The organism is Bacillus sp. AK031 (assembly GCF_053903065.1).
This window is the reverse complement of record NZ_CP096424.1, coordinates 1,807,990-1,830,128: the sequence shown is the minus strand read 5'-3', so window position 1 is coordinate 1,830,128 and position 22,139 is coordinate 1,807,990. Positions and strand designations below refer to the sequence as shown.

Annotated in this window: 23 protein-coding genes and 1 pseudogene; 9 read left to right on the top strand and 15 right to left on the bottom strand. The window is 40.8% G+C overall.

The window, feature by feature from the left end; all coding sequences use genetic code 11:
* Positions 1-92 precede the first annotated feature (92 nt).
* Positions 93-671: a VanZ family protein gene (locus M1E09_RS09220; protein ID WP_456274539.1), complete on the top strand. Its 579-nt coding sequence runs from the start codon at positions 93-95 to the stop codon at positions 669-671.
* Positions 672-799: 128 nt separating this feature from the next.
* Here the strand turns inward: M1E09_RS09220 and M1E09_RS09215 are convergent, their stop codons facing one another.
* The 10 genes from M1E09_RS09215 to M1E09_RS09170 all read right to left on the bottom strand — a co-directional run bounded on the left by M1E09_RS09215 (position 800) and on the right by M1E09_RS09170 (position 10,509).
* Positions 800-1,351 carry a hypothetical protein gene (locus M1E09_RS09215; RefSeq protein ID WP_456274538.1) on the bottom strand — a complete coding sequence of 184 codons (552 nt, stop codon included), beginning with the start codon at positions 1,349-1,351 and terminating at the stop codon, positions 800-802.
* 376 nt (positions 1,352-1,727) lie between these two features.
* On the bottom strand, positions 1,728-2,495 hold the full coding sequence (locus M1E09_RS09210) for a class I SAM-dependent methyltransferase (protein WP_456274951.1): 768 nt from the start codon (positions 2,493-2,495) through the stop codon (positions 1,728-1,730).
* A 150-nt stretch (positions 2,496-2,645) separates the two neighbouring features.
* Positions 2,646-3,404 (bottom strand): nucleotidyltransferase domain-containing protein, encoded by a 759-nt coding sequence (locus M1E09_RS09205; RefSeq protein WP_456274537.1) that lies wholly within the window; start codon positions 3,402-3,404, stop codon positions 2,646-2,648.
* 13 nt (positions 3,405-3,417) lie between these two features.
* Entirely contained in the window at positions 3,418-4,554 is a 1,137-nt protein-coding gene (locus M1E09_RS09200; protein WP_456274536.1) for a M20 family metallopeptidase, read from the bottom strand.
* A 103-nt stretch (positions 4,555-4,657) separates the two neighbouring features.
* Positions 4,658-5,371: a YwaF family protein gene (locus M1E09_RS09195; protein ID WP_456274535.1), complete on the bottom strand. Its 714-nt coding sequence runs from the start codon at positions 5,369-5,371 to the stop codon at positions 4,658-4,660.
* Positions 5,372-5,661: 290 nt separating this feature from the next.
* Complete coding sequence (locus M1E09_RS09190) at positions 5,662-6,027, bottom strand: GntR family transcriptional regulator (RefSeq protein ID WP_456274534.1); 366 nt, start codon at positions 6,025-6,027, stop codon at positions 5,662-5,664.
* Positions 6,027-6,680 carry an ABC-2 transporter permease gene (locus M1E09_RS09185; protein ID WP_456274533.1) on the bottom strand — a complete coding sequence of 218 codons (654 nt, stop codon included), beginning with the start codon at positions 6,678-6,680 and terminating at the stop codon, positions 6,027-6,029. Before M1E09_RS09185 ends, M1E09_RS09190 begins: the two co-directional genes overlap by 1 nt.
* A complete protein-coding gene (locus M1E09_RS09180; protein ID WP_456274532.1) occupies positions 6,673-7,527 on the bottom strand; it encodes an ABC transporter ATP-binding protein in 855 nt (284 codons plus the stop codon). Before M1E09_RS09180 ends, M1E09_RS09185 begins: the two co-directional genes overlap by 8 nt.
* Positions 7,528-7,971: 444 nt before the next feature.
* Positions 7,972-9,219, bottom strand: coding sequence for a M24 family metallopeptidase (locus M1E09_RS09175; protein ID WP_456274531.1), 1,248 nt, complete (start codon positions 9,217-9,219; stop codon positions 7,972-7,974).
* 99 nt (positions 9,220-9,318) lie between these two features.
* Positions 9,319-10,509: a cation:proton antiporter gene (locus tag M1E09_RS09170; RefSeq protein WP_456274530.1), complete on the bottom strand. Its 1,191-nt coding sequence runs from the start codon at positions 10,507-10,509 to the stop codon at positions 9,319-9,321.
* Positions 10,510-10,670: 161 nt separating this feature from the next.
* Here M1E09_RS09170 and M1E09_RS09165 point away from each other — a divergent pair, with 161 nt between their 5' ends.
* A complete protein-coding gene (locus M1E09_RS09165) occupies positions 10,671-10,931 on the top strand; it encodes a hypothetical protein (RefSeq protein ID WP_456274529.1) in 261 nt (86 codons plus the stop codon).
* Positions 10,932-10,995: 64 nt separating this feature from the next.
* Here the strand turns inward: M1E09_RS09165 and M1E09_RS09160 are convergent, their stop codons facing one another.
* From M1E09_RS09160 to ltaE, 3 genes are all read right to left on the bottom strand, one after another.
* Entirely contained in the window at positions 10,996-11,991 is a 996-nt protein-coding gene (locus tag M1E09_RS09160; protein ID WP_456274528.1) for a zinc-binding dehydrogenase, read from the bottom strand.
* Positions 11,992-12,021: 30 nt separating this feature from the next.
* A complete protein-coding gene (locus M1E09_RS09155; RefSeq protein WP_456274527.1) occupies positions 12,022-12,435 on the bottom strand; it encodes a sporulation protein in 414 nt (137 codons plus the stop codon).
* A 203-nt stretch (positions 12,436-12,638) separates the two neighbouring features.
* Positions 12,639-13,664, bottom strand: a complete 1,026-nt coding sequence (ltaE, locus tag M1E09_RS09150; protein ID WP_456274526.1) for a low-specificity L-threonine aldolase — start codon at positions 13,662-13,664, stop codon at positions 12,639-12,641.
* Between the two features lie 324 nt (positions 13,665-13,988).
* Between ltaE and M1E09_RS09145 the strand changes: the two genes are divergently transcribed.
* The 3 genes from M1E09_RS09145 to M1E09_RS09135 all read left to right on the top strand — a co-directional run bounded on the left by M1E09_RS09145 (position 13,989) and on the right by M1E09_RS09135 (position 16,797).
* Entirely contained in the window at positions 13,989-15,245 is a 1,257-nt protein-coding gene (locus tag M1E09_RS09145) for a tetratricopeptide repeat protein (protein WP_456274525.1), read from the top strand.
* Positions 15,246-15,258: 13 nt separating this feature from the next.
* Positions 15,259-15,387 carry a hypothetical protein gene (locus M1E09_RS09140; protein ID WP_456274524.1) on the top strand — a complete coding sequence of 43 codons (129 nt, stop codon included), beginning with the start codon at positions 15,259-15,261 and terminating at the stop codon, positions 15,385-15,387.
* Between the two features lie 177 nt (positions 15,388-15,564).
* Positions 15,565-16,797 carry an aminopeptidase gene (locus M1E09_RS09135; RefSeq protein WP_456274523.1) on the top strand — a complete coding sequence of 411 codons (1,233 nt, stop codon included), beginning with the start codon at positions 15,565-15,567 and terminating at the stop codon, positions 16,795-16,797.
* Between the two features lie 40 nt (positions 16,798-16,837).
* Here the strand turns inward: M1E09_RS09135 and M1E09_RS09130 are convergent, their stop codons facing one another.
* Entirely contained in the window at positions 16,838-17,005 is a 168-nt protein-coding gene (locus tag M1E09_RS09130) for a DUF3934 family protein (RefSeq protein ID WP_456274522.1), read from the bottom strand.
* 351 nt (positions 17,006-17,356) lie between these two features.
* On the opposite strand from M1E09_RS09130, the gene M1E09_RS09125 reads away from it, so the two are divergent.
* Positions 17,357-17,557 (top strand): DUF2188 domain-containing protein, encoded by a 201-nt coding sequence (locus M1E09_RS09125; RefSeq protein ID WP_456274521.1) that lies wholly within the window; start codon positions 17,357-17,359, stop codon positions 17,555-17,557.
* Between the two features lie 184 nt (positions 17,558-17,741).
* Positions 17,742-18,578: an alpha/beta hydrolase gene (locus M1E09_RS09120; protein ID WP_456274520.1), complete on the top strand. Its 837-nt coding sequence runs from the start codon at positions 17,742-17,744 to the stop codon at positions 18,576-18,578.
* A 240-nt stretch (positions 18,579-18,818) separates the two neighbouring features.
* Here the strand turns inward: M1E09_RS09120 and M1E09_RS09115 are convergent, their stop codons facing one another.
* Complete coding sequence (locus M1E09_RS09115) at positions 18,819-19,661, bottom strand: DUF1206 domain-containing protein (RefSeq protein ID WP_456274519.1); 843 nt, start codon at positions 19,659-19,661, stop codon at positions 18,819-18,821.
* 249 nt (positions 19,662-19,910) lie between these two features.
* On the opposite strand from M1E09_RS09115, the gene M1E09_RS09110 reads away from it, so the two are divergent.
* Together M1E09_RS09110 and M1E09_RS09105 are read left to right on the top strand one after the other, a co-directional pair.
* Entirely contained in the window at positions 19,911-20,438 is a 528-nt protein-coding gene (locus M1E09_RS09110) for a D-glycero-alpha-D-manno-heptose-1,7-bisphosphate 7-phosphatase (protein WP_456274518.1), read from the top strand.
* 101 nt (positions 20,439-20,539) lie between these two features.
* A pseudogene (locus M1E09_RS09105) lies at positions 20,540-22,103 on the top strand (MMPL family transporter).
* The last annotated feature ends 36 nt before the right edge of the window (positions 22,104-22,139 follow it).

The following is a 22,139-nucleotide window of genomic DNA, read 5'->3' as shown; positions in this document are numbered from 1 at the left end:
TGGCTAATCCACATAAAACAAGAATGGGAAAGCGCTCTTCATAAATGCCGCTTTCCCTATTTATTCATTCTTTAATTTTTCTGGAGGAAATAATGAGAAACGTCCTGATCCTTACTCAGATTGTGTTTTTGCTTTTAACACCTCTATGGCTGGAGTTGACCCGCTACCTTCACCCTTTTGTCATATTGATTGTCTGGGTCTGCTATTCTTTTAGTCTATTATTTGTTTTATGTTTATGGAAACAGGTGGAGGTTACCTTTTCAAAAAGATTATTGAATATCCTGATCTTTTTCTATAGTGCCGGTCTGCTTGTTCTGTTATTCTTCAGACCCAATAACCAGGTATATAATAGTATCAATCTGATTCCATTCAGGACAATTCTCTTTTATCTGACGGGCTATGTGGATTTTCTTATCGCATTTTACAATATTGGAGCGAACATCGGGTTTTTCATTCCATTCGGTCTATATTATCGATATATGGTTAAACAGGCTTCCTATACCGGCGTCATCCTTTTTACAACAGCGGGCATTTGCTTGATTGAAATCTTGCAATTTATAACTGGCCGCGGCAGCTTGGATATTGATGATTTGCTGCTGAACGTTTTGGGAGCTGCGGCTGGATATATGCTTTATCCATTCGTACGTAGGGTATTCAAATTAAAGGAATGAATTTTATTTCTTTTAACAGTTCATCCGGCATTCTCTTCAATTTATGTAAGCGGCAGCATGCAAATCCAATGGGATTTCTCTATATCGCAAAACAGCAATCCCCTCAAGTGAGATTGCTGTACTGATGTTTATGCGTTTTTCCATACTGAAGCATATTTTTTCTTATACTTGCTGTCCTCTTCAGACTCAATCAATTCCAAAGCCAGTCCTTTCAAACTTTCATCTCTTAAGATATCGAACAGATTTCTTAAGTCCTGGATGATGTCAAATCGAATGAGTGTAGAATTTTTTTCGTCTGTGCAATGATGAAATCGGTCTATTAAATGACTAACGACGAGTTCTTTTTGCCTTTTTCCTGCCAAACCAACTCTCCAAATGGCCTGAAGTGCATGTCTTGCTGTAACGAACTTTTCATCTTTGGTTATTTCCCAAACCATAGGAAAGTCCTGCAGTATTTTGTTTTCAGGATCACTGATTGCTAAATGGGAAAGAAATTGTGCTGCTCTTGATCTTTTATGTGGATCCTTGTTTGAAAGGTCTTCGATTAATCTGTCCCAAACATCATAACTCCAATCGACTTCCTTCTCGGTCAATTCCATTATTTTCTGGTAAGCTTCATATTGTTCCGTTTTTTCTTTAGATGCTAGATTCTCAAACAAAGCTCGAATATCACTGTTCATCCAATACACTCCTTTTTATAAAATGGCTGTGTTAAAGAGTAATGTTTTTTTATAAACCTATTTAAATAGTGCTGCATGATTTCTGCTCCAGGTGCACGACTCCGCGGGGCGGGCGGTGAGCCTCCTCGGCTTTGCCTGTGGGGTCTCACCTGTCCCGCTAGTCCCGCAGGAGATCGCACACCTTCCGCTCCAATCAACCTTAGTTTCCAAATAAAAAACACAAGATTGATTTTATAATCAGATTTTCAGGATGTACAGGCTACCAATTAAACAAATGCAGTCTGTTAACCAATGGATTCTTTTATACTAAATAACAACATCATTAACTAACAAATCCTATAAAATTATTAAAGAGCCACAAGGGATTATGTTCCATTTATATCTTGATTGCTTTTGTAGCGATGAACGTTTTTATGTACTTGTCCAGCAGCCTGTTTCCACCGAAGTCGTCTTCATACAGGCCGGCTATAACGAATCCAGCCTCTATCTGTCCCTGGATTTGATCCTCTAGCGTATGTCCAAATTCAACTGTTTGGTTATCCGCAAGATGCTTTTCAATCTCATCCTTTGACATGTTATCCAGTGAATTGGAAGGGATGGAATGACGGACATCAAGGACCCCGTTCATTTCCTGTTCATCATCAAATATGAAAAGAAGCGGGTTCGTAAACCCTGAGATCAGCACTCCTTTAGCCTTCAATACCCGGGACGCCTCTTTCCAGACAGGTGCCAGATCCTCAACAAATAAGTTGGAAACTGGATGGACAATTAAATCAAAGCTTTCATCACTGAACATATTCAAGTCAGACATATTTCCTTGAACGGTCTTCAAAACAAGCCCATCCCTTTCGGCAACGGCACGATCCTGCTCAAGCTGCTTGTCGGAAATATCCATAACTGTAACATCCGCTCCTGCAGCAGCCAAAACTGGTCCTTGCTGCCCGCCGCCTGAAGCCAGGCAAAGAACCCTCTTTCCCTCCAGTGATTCCGGGAACCATTCTCTTGGTACCGGCCTGACTGTCGTGACCGTAATTTCCCATTCACCGGCTTTGCTTTTCTCAATCAATTCTGCACTGACGGCTTTCGTATACACAGCGCCTTCTTCCACCTTGTTATTCCATGCTTTTCTGTTATGTGAAATCATATCCACGTTCTGAATCTCCTCCATTTCATTACCTTTTCCTTGAAGGAACAGGCTCTATTTCTCCAAAACTCTCCCATTTGAATTTACCATACTTTTCAATTTATATCTCATTACCGATTAAAAATGGCTGCCCATGCCGGCAGCCAGAGATTACTTTAAAATGAGCGAACGAAAGAGTTCATCGAGATCCTTTTTTATAGCCATTCCTTCTTCTTGAAAAGAAGGCTTCCTATCAATAAGATTCATCATTTCCTTTTCAATAAAAGATAGCAGGTGTTCCTGATTCCCTTCCCATTCAGCAGCTCCTGATTTCTTCAATTCCAGAATAGAGGTAATAGCTTCTTTCACGGCTGAATCACTGACTGTATGGGAAAGCAAATCTTCAAATCTTACCGGCGGGAACGCTTCATTCCGCCTTATCCACCTGCAGGCAAGAATGCCTCTGAGCAGATGGAGAGTTAATTTTACGGACTGAAACCCCTGGTTATGCCATTTGTGGTAATTAGACTTCGACATACTAAGATAATGATAGTAACAGGAAGATGGTGAAAATGCCTTGCTTTGTAAAGGCAGGATTTTTTCACAAAAGGATGGATCCGCAATGAGCTTTTCTTCAGTATGAAGCCACTCCAGTATGGAAGGATTCGATTTCCTGAACAACTTCAAAGCTTTTTTGAGATCCCATCCGCTCAGCTCCATTCTGCTGGAAGGCTGTTTTTCTATAACATCCCTGTTCTCTTCCAGAGACAGGTACCATTCTAAAGAATGACGGTAGATGAACCTTATATCATGATCACTTTCAGGAGATGAGAATCCCCATGCCCTGCTTCCGGCTTGAACTGCGTACAAAATCTCGACACTATATTCTTTTTCAATGGACTGCAGTTCAGCCAGGATTTCGTGATTCATGAAACACACCTCGTTATTCTTGAGAAAGCTTTTCTATAACTTTGGCTAACAAAAGCGTTCTTTCGGTAAGTGATGAAATCTCCATATATTCCTTATCGCTGTGGGCATTGCCTCCAACCGGTCCCATGCCGTCGATCGTAGCGACTCCTGCCGCAGAGGTGAAGGAAGCATCAGAACCGCCGCCAGTAGAGGTATCAGTAATTTCAATCCCGAGCTCCTCTCCTACTTGGACAATTCTGTTGAGCAACTGTTTATTTCGTTTGTTCTTTTCCATTGGAGGCCTGTTCATTTCGCCTTCAAGAATAATTTCTGTTCCGGGTACATCTGTCTTGGAGCAGATTTCTTCCATTTTTTCTTCAACAGATGAAGCCTGATCTGATTCAGAAATCCGGATATCGACCTGTGCACTTGCATGGTCCGAAACCGTATTGACTGAAGAACCGCCTTCAATAAGCCCGACATTCACACTAATGCCGTTTTCATGGTCATTCAGTTCATGCAGTTGGATGACTTTATGGGCCAGTTCTTCGATTGCACTTCTGCCCTTTTCCGGCTCTATGCCTGAATGAGCGGCTCTTCCGATGACGTTGAGGGTATAATTGCCTTTCCCTCTTCTCGCGGAAACGAGAGAACCGTCTTTTCTCGCAGGCTCCATGATCAATGCATACTTTTTCCCCTTGGCTGTTTTCATAATTAATTCTTTTGAAGAAGGGGAACCGATTTCTTCATCACTGTTCAACAGGATTTGAAGATTCTTACAGGCTGGCAAATTCACTTGCAACAAAGTCTTTGCCGCATACAGGAGAGTGACCAGACTTGACTTCATGTCGATGACTCCCGGGCCATATGCATGGTCCTCTTCAATTCTGAAAGGTCTTTCAGCAGCTGTGCCGTCTGGAAAAACAGTATCCATGTGAGCGATCACCATGATTTGCGGATCCTCAGCTTCTTCATGTTCTATAATCAGATGATTCCCATAATCCTCTTGGGTTATGACATTCACCTTAAATCCGATCCTTCTGTACTCTTCTTGCAAAATAGCGCCGATTCGATCAACGCCCTCTTTATTGTTAGAACCACTATCAATATTCACCAGTGTTTCAATTAGTTTAAGCATTTCCTCTTTGTTTTCATTAATATACTCTTGCACTTTTCTCTCTCCCAGCTTTCTTCCTGACTGACTAAAAAACGTTTTCTTACTATTATACCATCTTTCATAAAAAAACTTTTAAGAATGTTCAACCTTCCCTCTTTCACTGGCCTGCCCTTTTCCTCTCTCGTTTTAACAGCATGCCCATTGGGAGGTACGTTAAGGAGAAGACAATTAGTGCTGCGATTTCAAGGTTGATATAATACATGATGCCAGATCCGAAGAAAGATAAGATGGTTTTGGATTCGGTGGGATTAGCCAGATAGAAGAAATTGGTGTCCATGAGAAGATTGATGAAAAATATAGGAATGGCAATAATGTTGAGCATCAAGAAGCCGGTCCACACCGCTTTTCTCGGTAATCTGTAACCTTCGTATATAACAAAATATAATACGGACCAGGCAATGGCCGAATGATGCAGGAAATATTTCAAAAAACGGTAATGTGGAAATTGATAAAACACTTCCGGGGTTACCATACTCAGGATGGGAGGAAGGAATCCAGTGAAGAACAATAAATAAAATGCTTTTTTGCTGCGCTTAAAAAATAAATAAATCGAGATAAATGTACTGATGGAACACAGGTGCAACGGCAAACTGCCATATTCCCACTGGTCTGTCGCAATTACCCATATTTGTGCAGATAATTCACTCAATGCCAAAATACTGAATAGTGTCCATTTTATTATGGACTGGTATGGTTTGAGAAAAACTCTAAAGATAACAAGGAATAACGAAATAGCCACAAAAACCAAGAGCACTGTGATGTGGGGATTGGAAAACAGCTCAAAGGTACGCATTTCCGTAACCGAAAACATCTTGCCACCCCTATTCTCTTTGAAGTTAAGTGGTTGTTATGAATATTTTATTCTGCCATGTTGGGGATTAAGACCTTCTTGATGAATTTTTAACATGTCCTAGTGTATTTTTAAATATTTACCATTAATCAGCATGATTATTAAGATGACATAAAACAAAAGAAATTCCACCTCACTCAACTTAGCAAGAAAACTGTTTTGGTTAAGGAGGTGGGGATCTTTCAGATTTTTTCAATCTACACTCTTTGTGTAAGAATGTAATAGTTCATTCGAGAACTACCTACACCTTTTTAATAAACCTTCCTCAGAAGTTCAACAACCTCTTCTAATGTCAGACCTAATGATTTGTAATAGGATATGTCCACGGCCATTTTATTTTCGATCATTTCATTACGCTTTTTAAGAATATCTTCAGTTGAAAGTTCTGCTACAAAGCAGCCCTTTCCAGTTACAGTATAGATCAAACCACTTCGTTCAAGTTCTTCCCAAGCTTTTTTTATGGTTATAATGCTGACACGCAGTTCCTTGGCCGCTTGTCGTATTGGAGGAAGACTATAGCCAGGTTCAATCTCACCTTTGAGAATTTGAGCACTGATTTGTTCAAAAACCTGCTGATAGATTGGTTTTTCAGAAGCATTTGAAATTGCTAAGTTCATTAGATATCCACTTTCTGAAATTGTTTAAGGGCAATTTGATAAGCGACGAGGGTGAATACTGCAAATAATGTAATTCCTGTCAAAAGGATAGGTATGTGTATTACTAGATTATCAGCACCACTGCCTTTAAATAAGTCAAACAATATAGAATTTTGTATTCCTGACCATTCGGCAGCTCCTGCAAATAGCATAGCACCCGTAATCGCTACTATTGTAGGAGCTCCGAATTTATAGGCTGTCTTAAAATACATAGATATGAAAATCAAGTTGAATATAGCCAGCATCATAAAAGCAAGTCCCCAAAAACCTACAGTTGGTCCAAAGAAAAAATTGGTGAAGTTAGGATATAATTGAGTATTAATCAAGCCAAAGATGACTGCAATTACAATATGCAATAACTCCAAAATTACAAATACCGCTACTTTCGCTTTTACAATGTCTTTTTTAGTAACGGGCATCATAAAAGAAAACTGTAAATCATTCTGAGCTTTATAAGTCCCACACAGATTAGGTACAGTTATCCAGCAAAAATATAGAAGAACAATAAAGTACAGCCATCCGGGAATTAACATTAAAGCACCTGTCAAAAAGGGTAATATATAAAAGATGGGACTTACACCCAGTTTTAATTCCTTCAAAAGTAAGTTATACATACATATCCTCCCTTTTTGAAAAATAAATCATAATCTCTTCAAGATTAGGACGGATTGAGTTAATATCTGAGTTTGAATCAAAGTCTTTCTCATGAATCAATCCTGTAAAGCCGAATGAATTTTTTTTATAGGAAATCAATTGTTCTTTAACCTTTTCAAGTTGACTATCATTTCCATTCACCAATCGATAGGCGTTAATAAATTCTTCTTTCTCAGAACTATTAATGATTTGGCCGTTATGGATATAAGTAATGTAATCTGCACATTTTTCTAAGTCAGATGTTATGTGAGTTGAGAAAAGAATACTGATTTCTCCTTCTTCTACCAACTCTTGGAAAAGATCCAACAGATCGTCTCTCGCTACTGGATCTAGTCCACTTGTCGGTTCATCCAAGATGAGAAGCTTTGAACCATGGGATAAAGCAAGAGCCAAATTGTATTTTACTTTCATTCCTTCTGACAATTCTGCTATTTTTTTATTTTCATCTAAATTAAATCTTTTAAGATAATTGTTATAGGTTTCTTCCTCCCAATTATTATAAAATTTCTTAATCACATTAGTTACTTTTTTGATTTTGCTTCTCGTATAATAATTGACACCACCAAATGCGTACCCAATTAATTGCTTCATCTCAAGTTCGTTTTCGATAAAATTCTTACCCAAAATACTGATTTCCCCACTATCAATTTGAGTCATATTCAAAATTGATTTTATAGTGGTTGTTTTTCCAGCACCATTGGCACCGATAAACCCCATAATATATCCTTTTTTCAGTTGAAATGAAACATCTTTTAACTGAAAATGTTCATATTTCTTATTTAGATTTCTGACATCCAAAGATAACATGTGAAAACTCCCCTCTAAAATAATTGTGTATACTGTATATACACAATATACTCTTTGGATGGTTTGTATGTCAAACAACTTTTGAATTTCATTTAATATCACGCTTAAAAGATTGAAAAGAACTTGATTGGCCTCCTCAACTTTGCCTGTGGGGTTTACGTTCCAGCGGTACGTAACCTTCGTCTCACCTGCCATCAAAAGCGGAAGCGTCTTGTCAGTCCTGACAAGCAAATGTTACGAAGGGGTGCGCTTTGAAACTTGTCGTTATGCTAATCCCTCCGGAGGTCGTACGCCTTCTCCTCCAATCAAATTCAAGTGACAAAAAACAATCTTTTTAAAGATCATAAAAAAAGAGCATCAAATTGTGTTGTAATTCAATGCTCGATTCCATATATTGTTTTTCATTCTGAAACAGAGCTGCATAGCAAATCATTGGCTTACATTTCAACGGATGATATAAAATTCCTTTTGTCTTTTTGCCATGTAGCTAACTTTTCCATCAATGAATGAAATTGGTTCTTCCAGATAAATCGGGACTTCCTGATTCCATTCAGGAATATATCGGCGTATATTGAATTCCAGTGCATAGCAGGTGTTGTCCTTGATGAGCAAATCTCCCCTTCCAGCGATTTCTTCCTGCCTGTCATAAAGGCCGATCCATGGCCCTGCCCCATGACAATGGACGCCAAGTGGGTGAGAATACAGCATAGAGTCTATTTCTTCCTCACTGGAATCACTGATACTGGCAGTGAAGAGTTCATTCCCGCTTATTCCGTCTTTTATTCTGCCTGTTACAATGTCCGCAAACCTCAAAGCCTTTTCAAATGCCGCTGACAATCCTGGCGGAACGGTATCTTCACCATTTTTCAATACATAGGCCAGCTGCTGTGTATCAGTGGCGAGGCCGAGATAATGGATGCCAAAATCCAGATGGATGATATCACCCGGTAGAATGATGGTATTCTCCAGCCTGTCTGTATCTGTCCCCTGCCTTTGTACATCGACAGTTGGATAGAAGGACGTTTCGAGTCCGAGATTCATTACCTTCTGGCGGATCCATGTCACCACGTCGGAAGTAGAGGTCGCACCAGGATGGATTACCCTGTTGGATAGAGCCTCTTCACTGATTTCCCTGGCTAATTCACAAATATGGGGATAGGCCATTAATTCCAATGTACTCCTTGTCTGAAGCCAATCTACAGCTATTAATTCTGAACTAACAAATCGATGCTTTTCCTGATCAACCGAATTGGCCAGGCTGCTGAAAAGACTTACTGTCAGCCCATCCGTCGCTGCATGTAAATCCCCCATATTAACCGCTATCTCAGCAGGATTCACTTTCTGGACTAGTCTTGCAAGGCATTCCCATTGAGTTTCTTCAGCAGCATTCCATACATTCTCATAATATGGTTGGAAAGCAGGGTTCCTATTGAGGACAAATCGATTTAATTCCCCGCTCTCATTCATGCAAAACACAAAAACTGTCAGCCTCCTTGAACTATCAACAGCCGCTGGAAAAAAGGTACTGATGACAGGATCCTCGTTGTATTCCCTTCCTATGATGACCCACATCTGGACATCATGGTCTTTCATCAGTTTAGGCAGAATCGTATTAAGCCTTTCATCAAGCACCCTGTCGCGAAATTGGTCTCTTTCTTTTAATGTCATGATTCTTGAATATGTATTCTCCATTACGATGGCCTCCTTTTTCTTATATGTTATCTTTTTCTATACAGGTTGACACTTTCCTCTATTTCTAAAAAAAAGCCCGCCGCGATGGCTGGCTCTACATCACTTGCTCTTTTTAGAAAACAACCTGGATAAAGGGTAAACAAGAGGGCTTTGAATCAATAACGAAAGGACGATTGCTCCGTATGTGAGTGACAATATCGTATCTGCCTTTCCAGTACTTTCTGCTGCCAGGCCTAACAACAAGGCAACCGACATGGTCCCTTTGATCCCAGACCAGGTGATAATGGAAATGTCATCCCAAAGAAATTCCCTTCTCCACTTTGGAAATAACTTGAATATACCCGCCAACACGACAAACCTGACAATTAATGAAAGGGCAAAGATGATAAATATGAAACCAACATTCTGAAAATCAATATGCTTCATAAACTCAATTCCAATAAGTAAAAAGAGGATTGAAAGGATACTGGGTTCAACCACTTCCCAGAAAGAGTTCAGATAGCTTCTATAGTCGCTCTCTCTAATAGTTGTTTCAAGTTTCCAGGACAACATGACTCCCGCCGATACAGAAGCCAGTACACCGGAAACCCCTAATTGTTCAGCAGCATAGAAGCTTCCGTATGCAAGCACAATGCTGAGTATCACTTGATATTGGCGGTGGTGGGTAAAATGGATCGCTCTGCTGACAAGCCAGCCCAATATGACTCCAATCACCAATCCTCCAATGGATATTTTTAGGAACTCCCAAAAAGCTGAGCCTAATTGAAATTTCTCATCGGTTAAAAATATATGCGAAATGATGGTGAATAACACGATGCTTGTCCCATCATTGACCATTGATTCTCCTTCTACCACATCCGCTATTTTAGGGTTATTGGACGATTTCTTTAAAATGGATACAACTGATACAGGGTCTGTAGGAGTAAGAATTGAAGCAATCAATAATGCCCCTGCAAAAGATAATGAGACAAGGCCAACAAAATAAATCGATGCGCCAAGTACAAAAACTGTCAAAATTAATCCTAGCGTACTGAGAACACTTATGACTCCGATGTTCTTCTTCAATCCGCCTATTTGGAATTGATAGGCAGAGATAAAAAGAAGCGAAGGCAGGAAAACATTAAAAATCATCTCTTTCGTTATCTCGACGGATGAAAAGTAAGGGGTGAACGACAGTCCTATACCTATCAGCAGGAGAACCATCGGAACAGGGAAGTTTTTTTGTTTTTTATCAATTGTAAACACAATATATCCAATCAACAGTAAGATAAAAATATGATTATAACTCATCAGGAACCTCCCATTACACGTACTATTCTTCCCTTTTCCTTTCTACTGCCAACTTAAACAGACATTTAGGAAGGTTTCTGCAGTGTATGTTTACTTCTGTAGATTCAAGGGTAATGAAGTAACAAGGACAGTTAACCAAATTTACAAGGAGGCATAAGGGTATGAGACTTAAACCATTGAGTTCAACCTTGATTGTTGGAGCTGCAGCAGGTGCAGGATTGATGATGAGCAAAAAAGACAACCGAGTGAAAATGCAAAATATGATGGAAAGCTTGAAACATAAATGGAAAAACCGCAACAAAGAAGATTTTCCAGTTGAAAAAGCCGGCCATCCTTATCCTGAAGATGTAGAAGATAATAAGATGGTCAGCGAAGGTGCCCAGACATCTGTTCAGTATTACAATTCAACCGCACAAAAATAGTGCATCACCATAATAAAAGGATCTTGCCATCTATCAAGGCAAGATCCTTTTTAATGCCGTTTAATTACTCTGAGATACGAAAAGCAATCTTCCCAAGATTTTCACTATTTTTCAAACGCAGGAAGGCACCTTCATAGTCTTCAATTGAATACACTGTGTCCACGACCGGATGAATATCATGATCGGTAATGAATTGAAGCATATCAGCCAACTCTTCTCCACTCCCCATCGTGGAGCCCAGTAAATTATATTGGCCGTAGAAGAACTGGCGGATATCGATTTCCACTTCATCTTCTGTTGTTGCACCAAAGGTGACGATTGTCCCACCTTTCCTTACTGCCTGCAAAGATTTTTCAAAAGTGGCTCTTCCGATACTTTCAATGACAATGTCGACTTTTTCATCTTTAAGCTCTTCAGTCCAGTCACTGTTTGTGAGGAGGGTAACATCCGCTCCCAAAGCTTTTGCCTTCTCCAGCTTCTCATTGCTCCTCGAAGTAACGATGACCCTTGCGCCGGCAGCCTTTGCGAATTTAAGCAGGAATGTTCCGACACCGCTGCCGATTCCCGGTACTAAGACTGTGTCTCCCTCCTTCAGCTTTGCCCTCGTAAACAAAACCCGATAGGCTGTAAGAGCTGCCAGGGAAAGCACGCCTGCCTCTTCCCAATTTAAGTGCTTTGGTTTGCCGGCGATATTCTCCGCTGGCAATGTAATATATTCTGCAAAAGTGCCATGGTCAGGAAGCCCCACAATTTCGAAACCGGACGGAGGAGCGTCACTGTTATTTTTCCAGCCGAGTCCCGGATTGATGATGACTTCATCCCCGATTGAAATATCCTTCACTCCGCTTCCAGTTTCTACAACAATACCCGCACCATCAGAACCAATAATCAATGGCGGCTGGTCTTCTTTATGCCTTGTCAGTACCATAAGATCCCTGCGATTCAAACCAGCTGTTTTAAGCTTGAGCTTGACATTTCCCTTATTCACTTCAGGCTCTGGAAATTCTCGCAGTGAAAGTCCTTTCATCCCCTGTTTGCCTTCATGGATTAATGCTTTCATGTTTCTCCTCCTTTGTCCTTTTGCAGTCGTTTATATTTTTTCTACGACTTTGATGCTGTCTTCATCCGTTGGGTCGACCGATTGTGGGATGTCGACAGTCGTTCTTAAAAATGTTTCTGTCTCTTTATCTGTAAGCGGGTGATTTTTTGAAAGGGAAAATTTAAAAGGAATCCGTTTCACTTCCTCAGCCTTCACCGTCCCGATGTCATTCAGTGCATAACCGTACATTTCTTTTTCATGATAGGAAAAATCACTATCTTCTCGATAATCCTCTGTACGCACAAACACCGTCAGCACGATCTTATTGACGATTTGGTCTGACATTCCGCCTTCAATAACTACCTCGCCGGTCAGTTCACTTGAAGGGGTCAATGTTTTATCCTTCACAATGGTATCAACCTTGATGTTGCCTATTCCGATACTGGACAGGAATTCTTTCCACATGCTTGTTTCATCCTTTCTTAACCTCTGCCTTATAAACAATCTTTTCTAAAAAACAGGTACCTAAACAAAGATTTAATTATGTATTGTCATATCAGATATGCTTTTGCTGAAAATGATACTAATTACACTTTTGAAAAGCAAGGAATACACCATTTCTTGAATAGAAAAACAGGAACCGGCTGAAAGCGGCCCCTGTCTTCATATTACTGCTTGATTGCTTTTTCTAAGATGGCAATTGTTCTTTGAATATCCTTTTTGCTGACATCATAATGGGTGGTAAAGCGTACAAGGTTTGGCCCGAATGTAACAGCAAGAACTCCTTCTTGCTTCAATCGTTCAGTAAATTGGGCTGAGTTCATTCCTGTTTCGGAAACATCCGCTACAACAATATTGGTATCTACCTGGTTGACGATAGCCAGTGTACCTATTGCTTCTATCCCTTCTGCAAGAAGCTTGGCATTATCATGGTCTGCAGTCAGTCGCTCCCTCATGTTGTTAAGGGCATATAATCCTGGTGCAGCTATTATCCCTGCTTGGCGAAGGCCGCCGCCCAGCCGTTTTCTCCATTTACGGGCTTTTTTAATAAAATCCGAACTTCCGGCAATGATAGAGCCTACCGGTGCTCCGAGCCCCTTGGACAAACACACTTGTACCGTGTCGGTATATTGGGTGAATTCCGTCAGCGGAACGTTGGCAGCAGCAGCTGCATTGAATAATCTGGCACCGTCTACATGGACAGGAATATCATGCTTCCGGGCAATTTCATATATTTCCTTCATATTCGCAGATGGGACCAGAGCACCCCCTGCACGATTATGCGTATTTTCCAAACAAATCAAGCCTGTTTCAGGAAAATGCTGATCATCTTCGCGGATAGCGAATTCAACCTCATTAGGATCCATCGCTCCGCGGGTCCCTTTCAGCGTCCTTGGCTGCACACCGGCAAAGGCAGAGATAGCCCCTGATTCATAATAAAAAATGTGAGATTCTGCTTCTAATATCACTTCATTCCCTGGTGAACAATGGGTAAGCACCGCAATCTGGTTGCCTTGTGTCCCGCTCGTCACAAATAGAGCCGCTTCTTTACCCAAAAGCCCTGCAGCCCTTTCTTCAAGTTCAATTACAGTCGGATCTTCACCATACACATCATCTCCGACAGCAGCATGCAAAGCTGCCTCTCTCATTTCCTTTGTCGGTTTCGTCACTGTATCACTCCGCAAGTCAATCATCGATAACAACTCCAATCTATGTATTTACACCTAACTAAAAGTTCCTATTAAATTATAACATTATTCTATGAAGATGCCTTTTTTCCTGTTAATCCCAAGTAAACTTATCCAAAATATAATTATAGGAATATTCGGACTTTTATAAGATTTTGTGTGGTAATCTTAATATTGTTGAGATCTCATCTCTATGAAAATTTTCATCGAAAACCACCTATTTTCTTCATTCACAAAGGGGTGATGAAGGCCATTTTCCCAAGTGGCCAAACTCGTTCTAACAGAGGTATATACTTTATACTATTACTATAGATAGAGAGGAGAAATAACGTGTCGATTGGAAGCAAGATTCGTTACCATCGGATGAAAAAGAAATTAACACAAGAAGAACTTGCAACCGGAATTCTTTCCGTCTCTTATCTTTCCAAGATTGAAAATAACCAAACAGCCGCTTCCTCAGAAGTAATCGAACTACTTTGTAACCGGCTTGGGATTGCTTTATTCCAGGAAAACGATGATGTTCTCCTCCAGGCTTTCTCTGACTGGAATAAAGCATTGCTGAGAAATGACTGTGAGAGAGCCGGACACCTGTATGAAAAGGTATCGCATCATATCAACCAGATTGAGGATATCAGCCTGCTGAATAGCTACCATATCCTCATGATCCGCTATCATCTTTTATTAAAAGATTACGAAAGTCCATGGAAAATAATAAGAACCCTCGAGAAAAACTATAAAGACCTCTCTGATAAACATCGCTTTTACTTTCATAAATTTACAGGGAACTTTTGTTACACTCAGGGAAACTACGAAGAAGCCAGTAATCATCTTAAAGAGGCGGAGCACTATTTTGTTCTTGGAAGCATTACAAATAATGAGGAAAAAGCGGATTTATTCTATTTAAAATCGCTGACACTCGTTCAGTTAAGAAAACATGCGCTTGCCATCCATTATTCTGAAGAATCTCTGGCATTATATCAGAGCCTTTACCATAACAAACGCTGTGCTGAAATCCACTTGCTGCTTGGCGTCTGCTACCGGCGGATTCAAAATACCCAGGAAGCGATCTCCCATTATGAATGGGCAAATGAAATCAGCATGAGCATAGATTATGCACTTCTAAGAGGCAATGTTGAACAAAACCTCGGCTTCCTTAAAGGGATGGAAAATCGCACAGAAGAAGCGATCTCCCATTACCTTAAAAGCCTTGAGTTCAAGAGTGCAAACCAAAACAGCAAACTGACAACGATGCTTGCTTTAGTCAAAGAGTACTACAAACTGAAGGATTTCGATGAAGTCAAAGAATGGCTTGTTGAAGGGATTCAGCTGGCTATCGGACAAAGCAACCAGGAAAAATATTATGAATTCAAAATCTACGAATTTGCTGTTGATCAATTGGATGAAGATTTTGAACAATTTATGAAGAGCGAGGCCCTCCCCTTCTTTGAGAAATCGGGAAACCCTCACCTTCTAGCCCAGTATTCTAAATTCCTTGGTAATTACTATCAAGGAATTAGAAAATATAAATATGCCGCCCATTACCTGACAAAGGCTAATGTGGCATATGAAAAAATAATAGGATTATAGGAGGAAATTACGTATGAAAAAACTAAAAAGAATCATCATTGCATCCCTAGTGCTTATGGCCCTTTCAGCAGGAACGACAGTAAGTGCACAAGAGGAAGACCTGCCGCCGCCAAATGGTGGAATGCCAGCAGACGTACAATAACAAACAGCAAGCTCCTGATTCCATTCGGAACCAGGAGCTTTTTAGTGCTTTAACGCACTAAGAGGGACAGTCCCTCTTAGCGCGTTAATGTATGAAAGCGCTTCATATATAAATGGTAAATTTACGTAACTCGTAGTATATTTAATTTGCAAGCTACTTAAAAGGGGGATCATATTAATGGCTTCAAAAGAAACAAAATTAGAGAGATATGCCGATTTATTGATCAGAGTAGGAATAAATTTACAGGAAGGCCAAACACTGCTTATCAATGCGCCTGTGACTGAAGCAGACTTCGTTGCCCAACTGACTGAAAAAGCGTATGATACAGGGGCCAAAGACGTAATTGTAGATTATTCCGATGACAAAGTGAGAAAATTGAAAATGGAAAAAGCTCCGGTAGAAGGGCTAAAGGATTTCCCTCACTGGAAAGCCAAAGGATTTGTGGAAATGGCCAAGAATAATGTCGCCGTACTTAATTTGATTTCCCCGGACCCGTCGCTGCTTAAAGGCATAGACGCCAAGCGTGTAGCTATGGCGAACAAAGCCAGCGGAGAAGCATTCAAAGACTTCTCTTCCTACATCTCTGGCGGCCGTATCAGCTGGCTTATAGCAGCAGTGCCTTCCAAGGCATGGGCAAAAAGCGTATTCCCGGAATTGTCCGATGAGGAAGCTGTTGAGAAATTATGGGATAACATATTCTATACAACCAGAGTTGATCAGGAAAACCCTGTTCATTTGTGGGAAAAGCATATTGAAAATATGAACAAAAATGCCGATCACCTTAACGAGCGTGCCTACAGAAAGCTTCATTATAAGGGACCTGGAACAGATTTTTCTGTACAATTGCATCCAAAAAGCAAATGGATTTGCGCCCAATTCACAAATGATAAAGGTGTACATTTTGTGCCTAACCTTCCGACCGAGGAAGTCTTCACCATTCCGGTGCGTGACAGCGTAAATGGTACTGTCAGCAGCACCAAGCCGTTGAACTACAGCGGAAACCTGATCAACAATTTCAGCCTTACGTTCAAGGATGGTAAAGTCACTGAATTTCATGCAGAAGAAGGCTATGACACTTTAAAAGGATTGCTCGAAACGGATGAAGGTGCTTCTTTCCTTGGCGAGCTGGCACTCGTGCCGCATGATTCACCAATCTCTAATACGAATATCATTTTCAATAACACTTTATTCGATGAAAATGCCTCTTGCCATATTGCTCTTGGCAATGCTCTTTCTATCTGTGTTGAAAATGGCAAAGAGATGAGCAAAGATGAACTCAAAGAAATTGGATTTAACGAAAGTCTCACCCATGTTGACTTCATGATCGGTTCCGGAAATCTGGACATTGATGGGGAACGCGAAGACGGAACTACAGAGCCAATTTTCCGTAAAGGCAACTGGGCATACTAATATAAGAAGAGCGGCCGATCAAATGGATCGGCCGCTCTTCTTATTCTTTATCACTATCATTTGAATTATTTTTCGATCCAGTGTTGTGTTTAACACCTTTACTTGTATACGGCTTAAAACTTGCTTTTTTCTTGGCGCTCTTCTGCCAGCGGTTCCAGCCTTTCTTGCCAGTTCCTCTGCCAGTGCCGCCTCCCTTGCTCTTACTCATGATATTCACTCCAATTAACGTACATCTCGTGATCTTGTAAAAGACTATTATAACAGAAACACATACGTGAAGAAAAGGACAATGAGTAATGCAGGTTTCCTTTATAGACAAGCAGTAGAACAATTATTTATTGATGACCCCTTTTTTAAAAACCGCCGCACCTGAAACGGCTCCAGATTTTCTTACAAATGCTGTCTTCTCTTGACGCTGGCTCAAATAAACAGTTCTCTCCTAAAAAAATCGGGAAATAAGTTACTTAAATAGGATTTCCTTCTTTATTACCTAACGTATGTTTCGAGATTTCTTTATCAGGGAAACAAAAAACTGAAGACAAAGAAAGGAGCGATTATCATGAAAGAATATTACGTAGTACCTAACAAGGATGACAGCGGCTGGTATGTCAAAATCGAAGATGTTGCTCCCACAACTCTATACAACGGCCAGTCAGAAGCCATTGCAGAAGCTGAACGTCTCGCTAAAGAAAACCAGCCGGCAAAAGTTTTAGTCGAAAATGAAGAACACAAAGTGGTAAGCGAGAAAACATTTTCCTAATAAACCTTGAAAAGAAGCCAATTCAGCCTTGTTCTTCCGGCCGGATTGGCTTCTTTATGTGACATTTTAAAAATTCCCATATATTACCCTTAATATTACAAAAGAATTTCAGATAAAACATTCTCAAGTCATACATAATCGTTTATGATAAATATATCCGTAATTTAAAGGAGTCACACTTCTAATGGCTAACATAAGTACCAACAAAAAAATGCTTTCTGCCGGGGCTCTATTGCTACTGGCCTTTTCACTAATATATGTAACTCTTAAATCGCAAATTGCCGAATCGAAAGAAAACGTTTCAATGGCTCAATCACATATTCCTACTGTTTTTGTGCACGGCTATAAAGGAACCTACAACTCTTTTAAAACCATGCTTTACCGCTTTGAAGAAAATGAGTGGGCTTCAAGAAAACTCGTCGTATATGTATCGGCTGAGGGTGAAGTCACATGGAAAGGCACTCTTCCTGAAGAAACCAAACTTCCTTCACTAATACAGGTTGTGTTTGAAAATAATAAAGCTTCCATTTCCGAAACATCACTGCACCTCCAAAATGTAATGGAAGGTTTAAAAACCAAGTTCGGCATCAATAATGTCAATCTTGTCGGGCACTCGATGGGCGGCCTTGTATCCGTTGATTATTTGGAGAAATCAAGCGGAAACGACAAGTACCCTCACACTGTGAAATTGGCGGTGATTGGCAGCCCGTTCAACGGCATCGATAAAGAGTCGTATCATAGAGTAAACACCGGTGAGGCTGTCATAGACTTGAAGCCTGGATCAGAAGCATTGAAAGCTCTTGTCAAAAACCGAGAAGATCTCCCTGCTGATATACAGGTCCTGGCAATTGCAGGAGCGGGCGATCAGGTCGTTGAAGTAGAAAGTGCATTTGGAATAGGGTCAATCATTAAGAAGGATCAATTGCAAACAGAATTAATCGATGATAAAAAAATAGACCACAGCGGTCTTCATGAAACAGAAAAAGTAGATAAATTAATAAAGAAGTTCTTATGGAACTAGTTTGAAAGCCTGATCCTACGAAGATCAGGCTTTTTTGATAAGCAAAGTTAATTCAGAGAATATACAAATATTATTGGAACGAAAGGTGTGCGGTCTCATACAGGATGAAGGTAACACACGGAATCGCATGGCCGGAGCGGAAATCAGGCAGCACCATCTGAAGAGGTTTATAAAACGGAAAAACAACCACATCCACAAAAAGAGCAATAATAAAGACCGCCAAAAACGGCGGTCCTCACTTTATGAAAAGGCCATATTCTTGTTTTTGCCTTTAAGAATCTGGAATACTCCATACATTGCCAGCCCAAATGCTACCAGGCCTAACATCCATTGCCCGAAGGGCTGCTGAGCGATTTTAGAAAGTGCTGCATCGAGACCTTTTGCCTGCTCTGGTTGTGCGGTAATGGCTGTTTGGATTAAGAAGTAACCAGTGATGCAAAATACGACTCCTCTTGCCATTAAGCCCCATTTCCCGGCATTCTTGCCAAGCTTGTACTCATGTTTATCCATTTGACCTGTATGGAACGATTCAGTGAATTTTTCACTATATCCTTTGTAGATTTCGTAGATACCAAAACCGATGACAGCTGCCCCGGCAAGGCCCACCATCCATTGTCCGAAGGGCTGGGAAAGGATTTGAGCGGTAATGGTTTGTTTACTGCTTCCGCCTCCCCCGCTGCTGCCTGCATTTGAGGCAAGCTGGACGGCTCTCATAGCCAGTCCTGCATAAACGATTGCACTAAAGATGAAGCCGATTCGGATGAGAATCCCCTTTGCATCGCGCCCTTTGTTTTGAGGATCTGTAATGGCCTCAACGATTTTCCAGATAACGTATCCGGCCAGGCCAATAGCGAGAATCCATAAGATGATTTCACCGAACGGCTTGGCGGCAATCGAGGCCAAAGCTCCTTTAGTACCGGTCGTTTGCCCCCCCACTCCTATGGCCGCCATGAATGCCAGTACTCCAATCAGAACATATACACTGCCTTTTGCAACGTATCCCATACGCCCCAACCCTTTTACCCAGGGTTTTGCCTCATGTGCGCCTTTTTTGGCTTGTCCTTTAGCTTGTTCCTTATTCATATGTCTTCTCCTCTCTCTTCTAGAAGTTTCATTTTGTATTCTTACCCACTGATTTCCCTTTTTTATCAGATTGAAAACTTCCTGGGACATGGGAATTATAGAAACTATTTAAAAAGAGAATACTAATTGAGGAAAAGAATTCTAAAATTTGATATTCTGAATATTCCATCAACTATTTCCCCGGAAAGCGCAAGAAACGACAAGATGCGATGTAAAGCGGGGGAAAATGTTCTAAAAAGGAGAATTATAGTGAATAAGTCTGTTTTTCTTGATCGTGACGGAGTAATAAATGAAGTATTGTCGAAGAGGGTTAAGTTTGTGAACAAGCTGTCTGATATCTACTACCTTGAAAAAGTTCCGCAAGCGGTCAAATTATTGACTGATGCAGGTTATAAGCTCTTTGTCGTAACGAATCAGGGAGGCGTGGGACTCGGATACCTCTCTCAAGCCGGATTGGAAAATATCCATACAAAAATGAAGCAGGACATTGAAGAAGAAGGCGGAAAGATAGAGGAATTCGCATCCTGTATACACAAACCTCATGAAGGATGCGCTTGCAGAAAGCCTGAAGCAGGAATGATTCTAAGTCTCGCTGAAAAATATGATCTCGATCTGAAGAAAAGCTTTATGGTTGGGGACAGAGAGCCGGACATTGAAGCGGGTAAGAAAGCAGGATGTTCTACAGTATTCATTGCAAATGAAGATCCTCTTAAGATTGCTGACCATACCTTCCCTTCCTTGTATGAGGCAGCCCTTTGGATTGCCAATAACCACTAACCTTCAGAACAGGTCCTGAAGGTTTTTTTTAGTGCCAACCTTATGGCACCTTGATAATTAATAATATTTGAATCTATGTATCTATAGAAGTAAACTAAATAGTGGTAAAAAATACTATATTTTTATCTAGGAAAATAACATACTTCTATAAATTATTTCTGTTTCTCTGGATATTCATAGCACTTGGCCTGGGTTACTTTGCAGTCGGGCTGCCTTCTATCCTGGGTGGAGATGGCTTCAAGACAGATGGAGAATTCAAACAAGTGAATGAAACGCTCACAGAAGAGTTTGATTTTCCAGAGAACACCCTGCTGCTCTTGTTTGAACAGAATGGCAAAAGTGAAGCTGATTTCGAAAGTAACATCCGGGCAACCTTGGAAGGCATCCAAGATGCAATAAGTGAAGCTTCCATCCAGTCCCCTCTTGAAGACGATTCATTGAGAGAGGACGGCACAGCTTATGCACCCATTTCGTTTGATGAATCGAATGTTGATGATGAAATTAAGACGATTGATAGTTTAATAGAATCGAAAGAGAATATTGTCTTAACCGGCGGGCCCGTGATTTCGGCTGATATCAACAAAGCCAGCCAGGAAGACCTGAAGCGTGCTGAACTTATCGGCCTGCCCGTTGCACTGCTTGTACTGCTTTTTGCATTTGGAAGTATTATTGCCTCTATTGTGCCCATTATCATTGGAGGAATAACGGTTGTTTCTTCTTTTGGCATTTTGACTTTGATTGGGGAAAAGATGGAGCTTTCCGTCTTTCTCCTGAATGTCGTGCTGATGATCGGTCTTGCTTTAAGCACCGACTTTGCCCTCCTGTTCATTAACCGGTACAGGGAGGAACTCCAAAAATCTGAAAAACTGAAAGCTGTCAAAACGACGATCCAGACTGCGGGAAGATCGATCATATTCTCAGCTGTTTGTGTATTTATCGGTCTTGCTGCCATGAGTGTAATCAATATCGATATTTTCCAAACGATTGCAATTGGCGGCATGGTTGTGGTTTCCATCGCTGTCATTTCGTCTCTGACGCTGCTTCCGGCTGTCTTGATACTTCTTGGTTCTTCCATCAACAAGTGGACTGTTATCAAGCGGAAGGAAGATAGCTCAAAAGGCTGGCGTTCGTTTGCGCGATTTGTAATGAAAAAACCACTGCTGATTTCAATTTCAGCCCTTGTGATCTTGATCATCGGCATCTTACCGGTAGGAAACATTTGGAATTCTTGCCTGGTTATTCCAGGGAGGCCATTTTGGACTGCAGGCATCTGACATCGCCCTTGTTCTCCCAGTCCTCGTCTTCAGTCTTGTATTTGGACTGAGTATGGATTACGAGGTATTCCTCATCTCGCGTATCCATGAGATTTACTTGGAGACCGGCAATAATACAGAAGCCACAGTAGAAGGTCTTACCTCAACGAGTAAAATCATTACCTCTGCCGCCCTGATCATGATGGTGATTACAGGGGCCTTTGCTTTTACCGGTGTGATGCCTGTGAAACAAATCGGAGTCGGAATTGCGATTGCCATCTTCATTGATGCCACCATCATCAGGATGCTTCTCGTCCCTTCACTTATGAAACTTCTAGGTGATTGGAACTGGTATATGCCTTTTTCCAAAAAAAATAAAAAATTGAGAAACCACGATCATTTTTCAGCATAAACATCAAGCCGGGGCAGAGACGTACTGTTTCCGGCT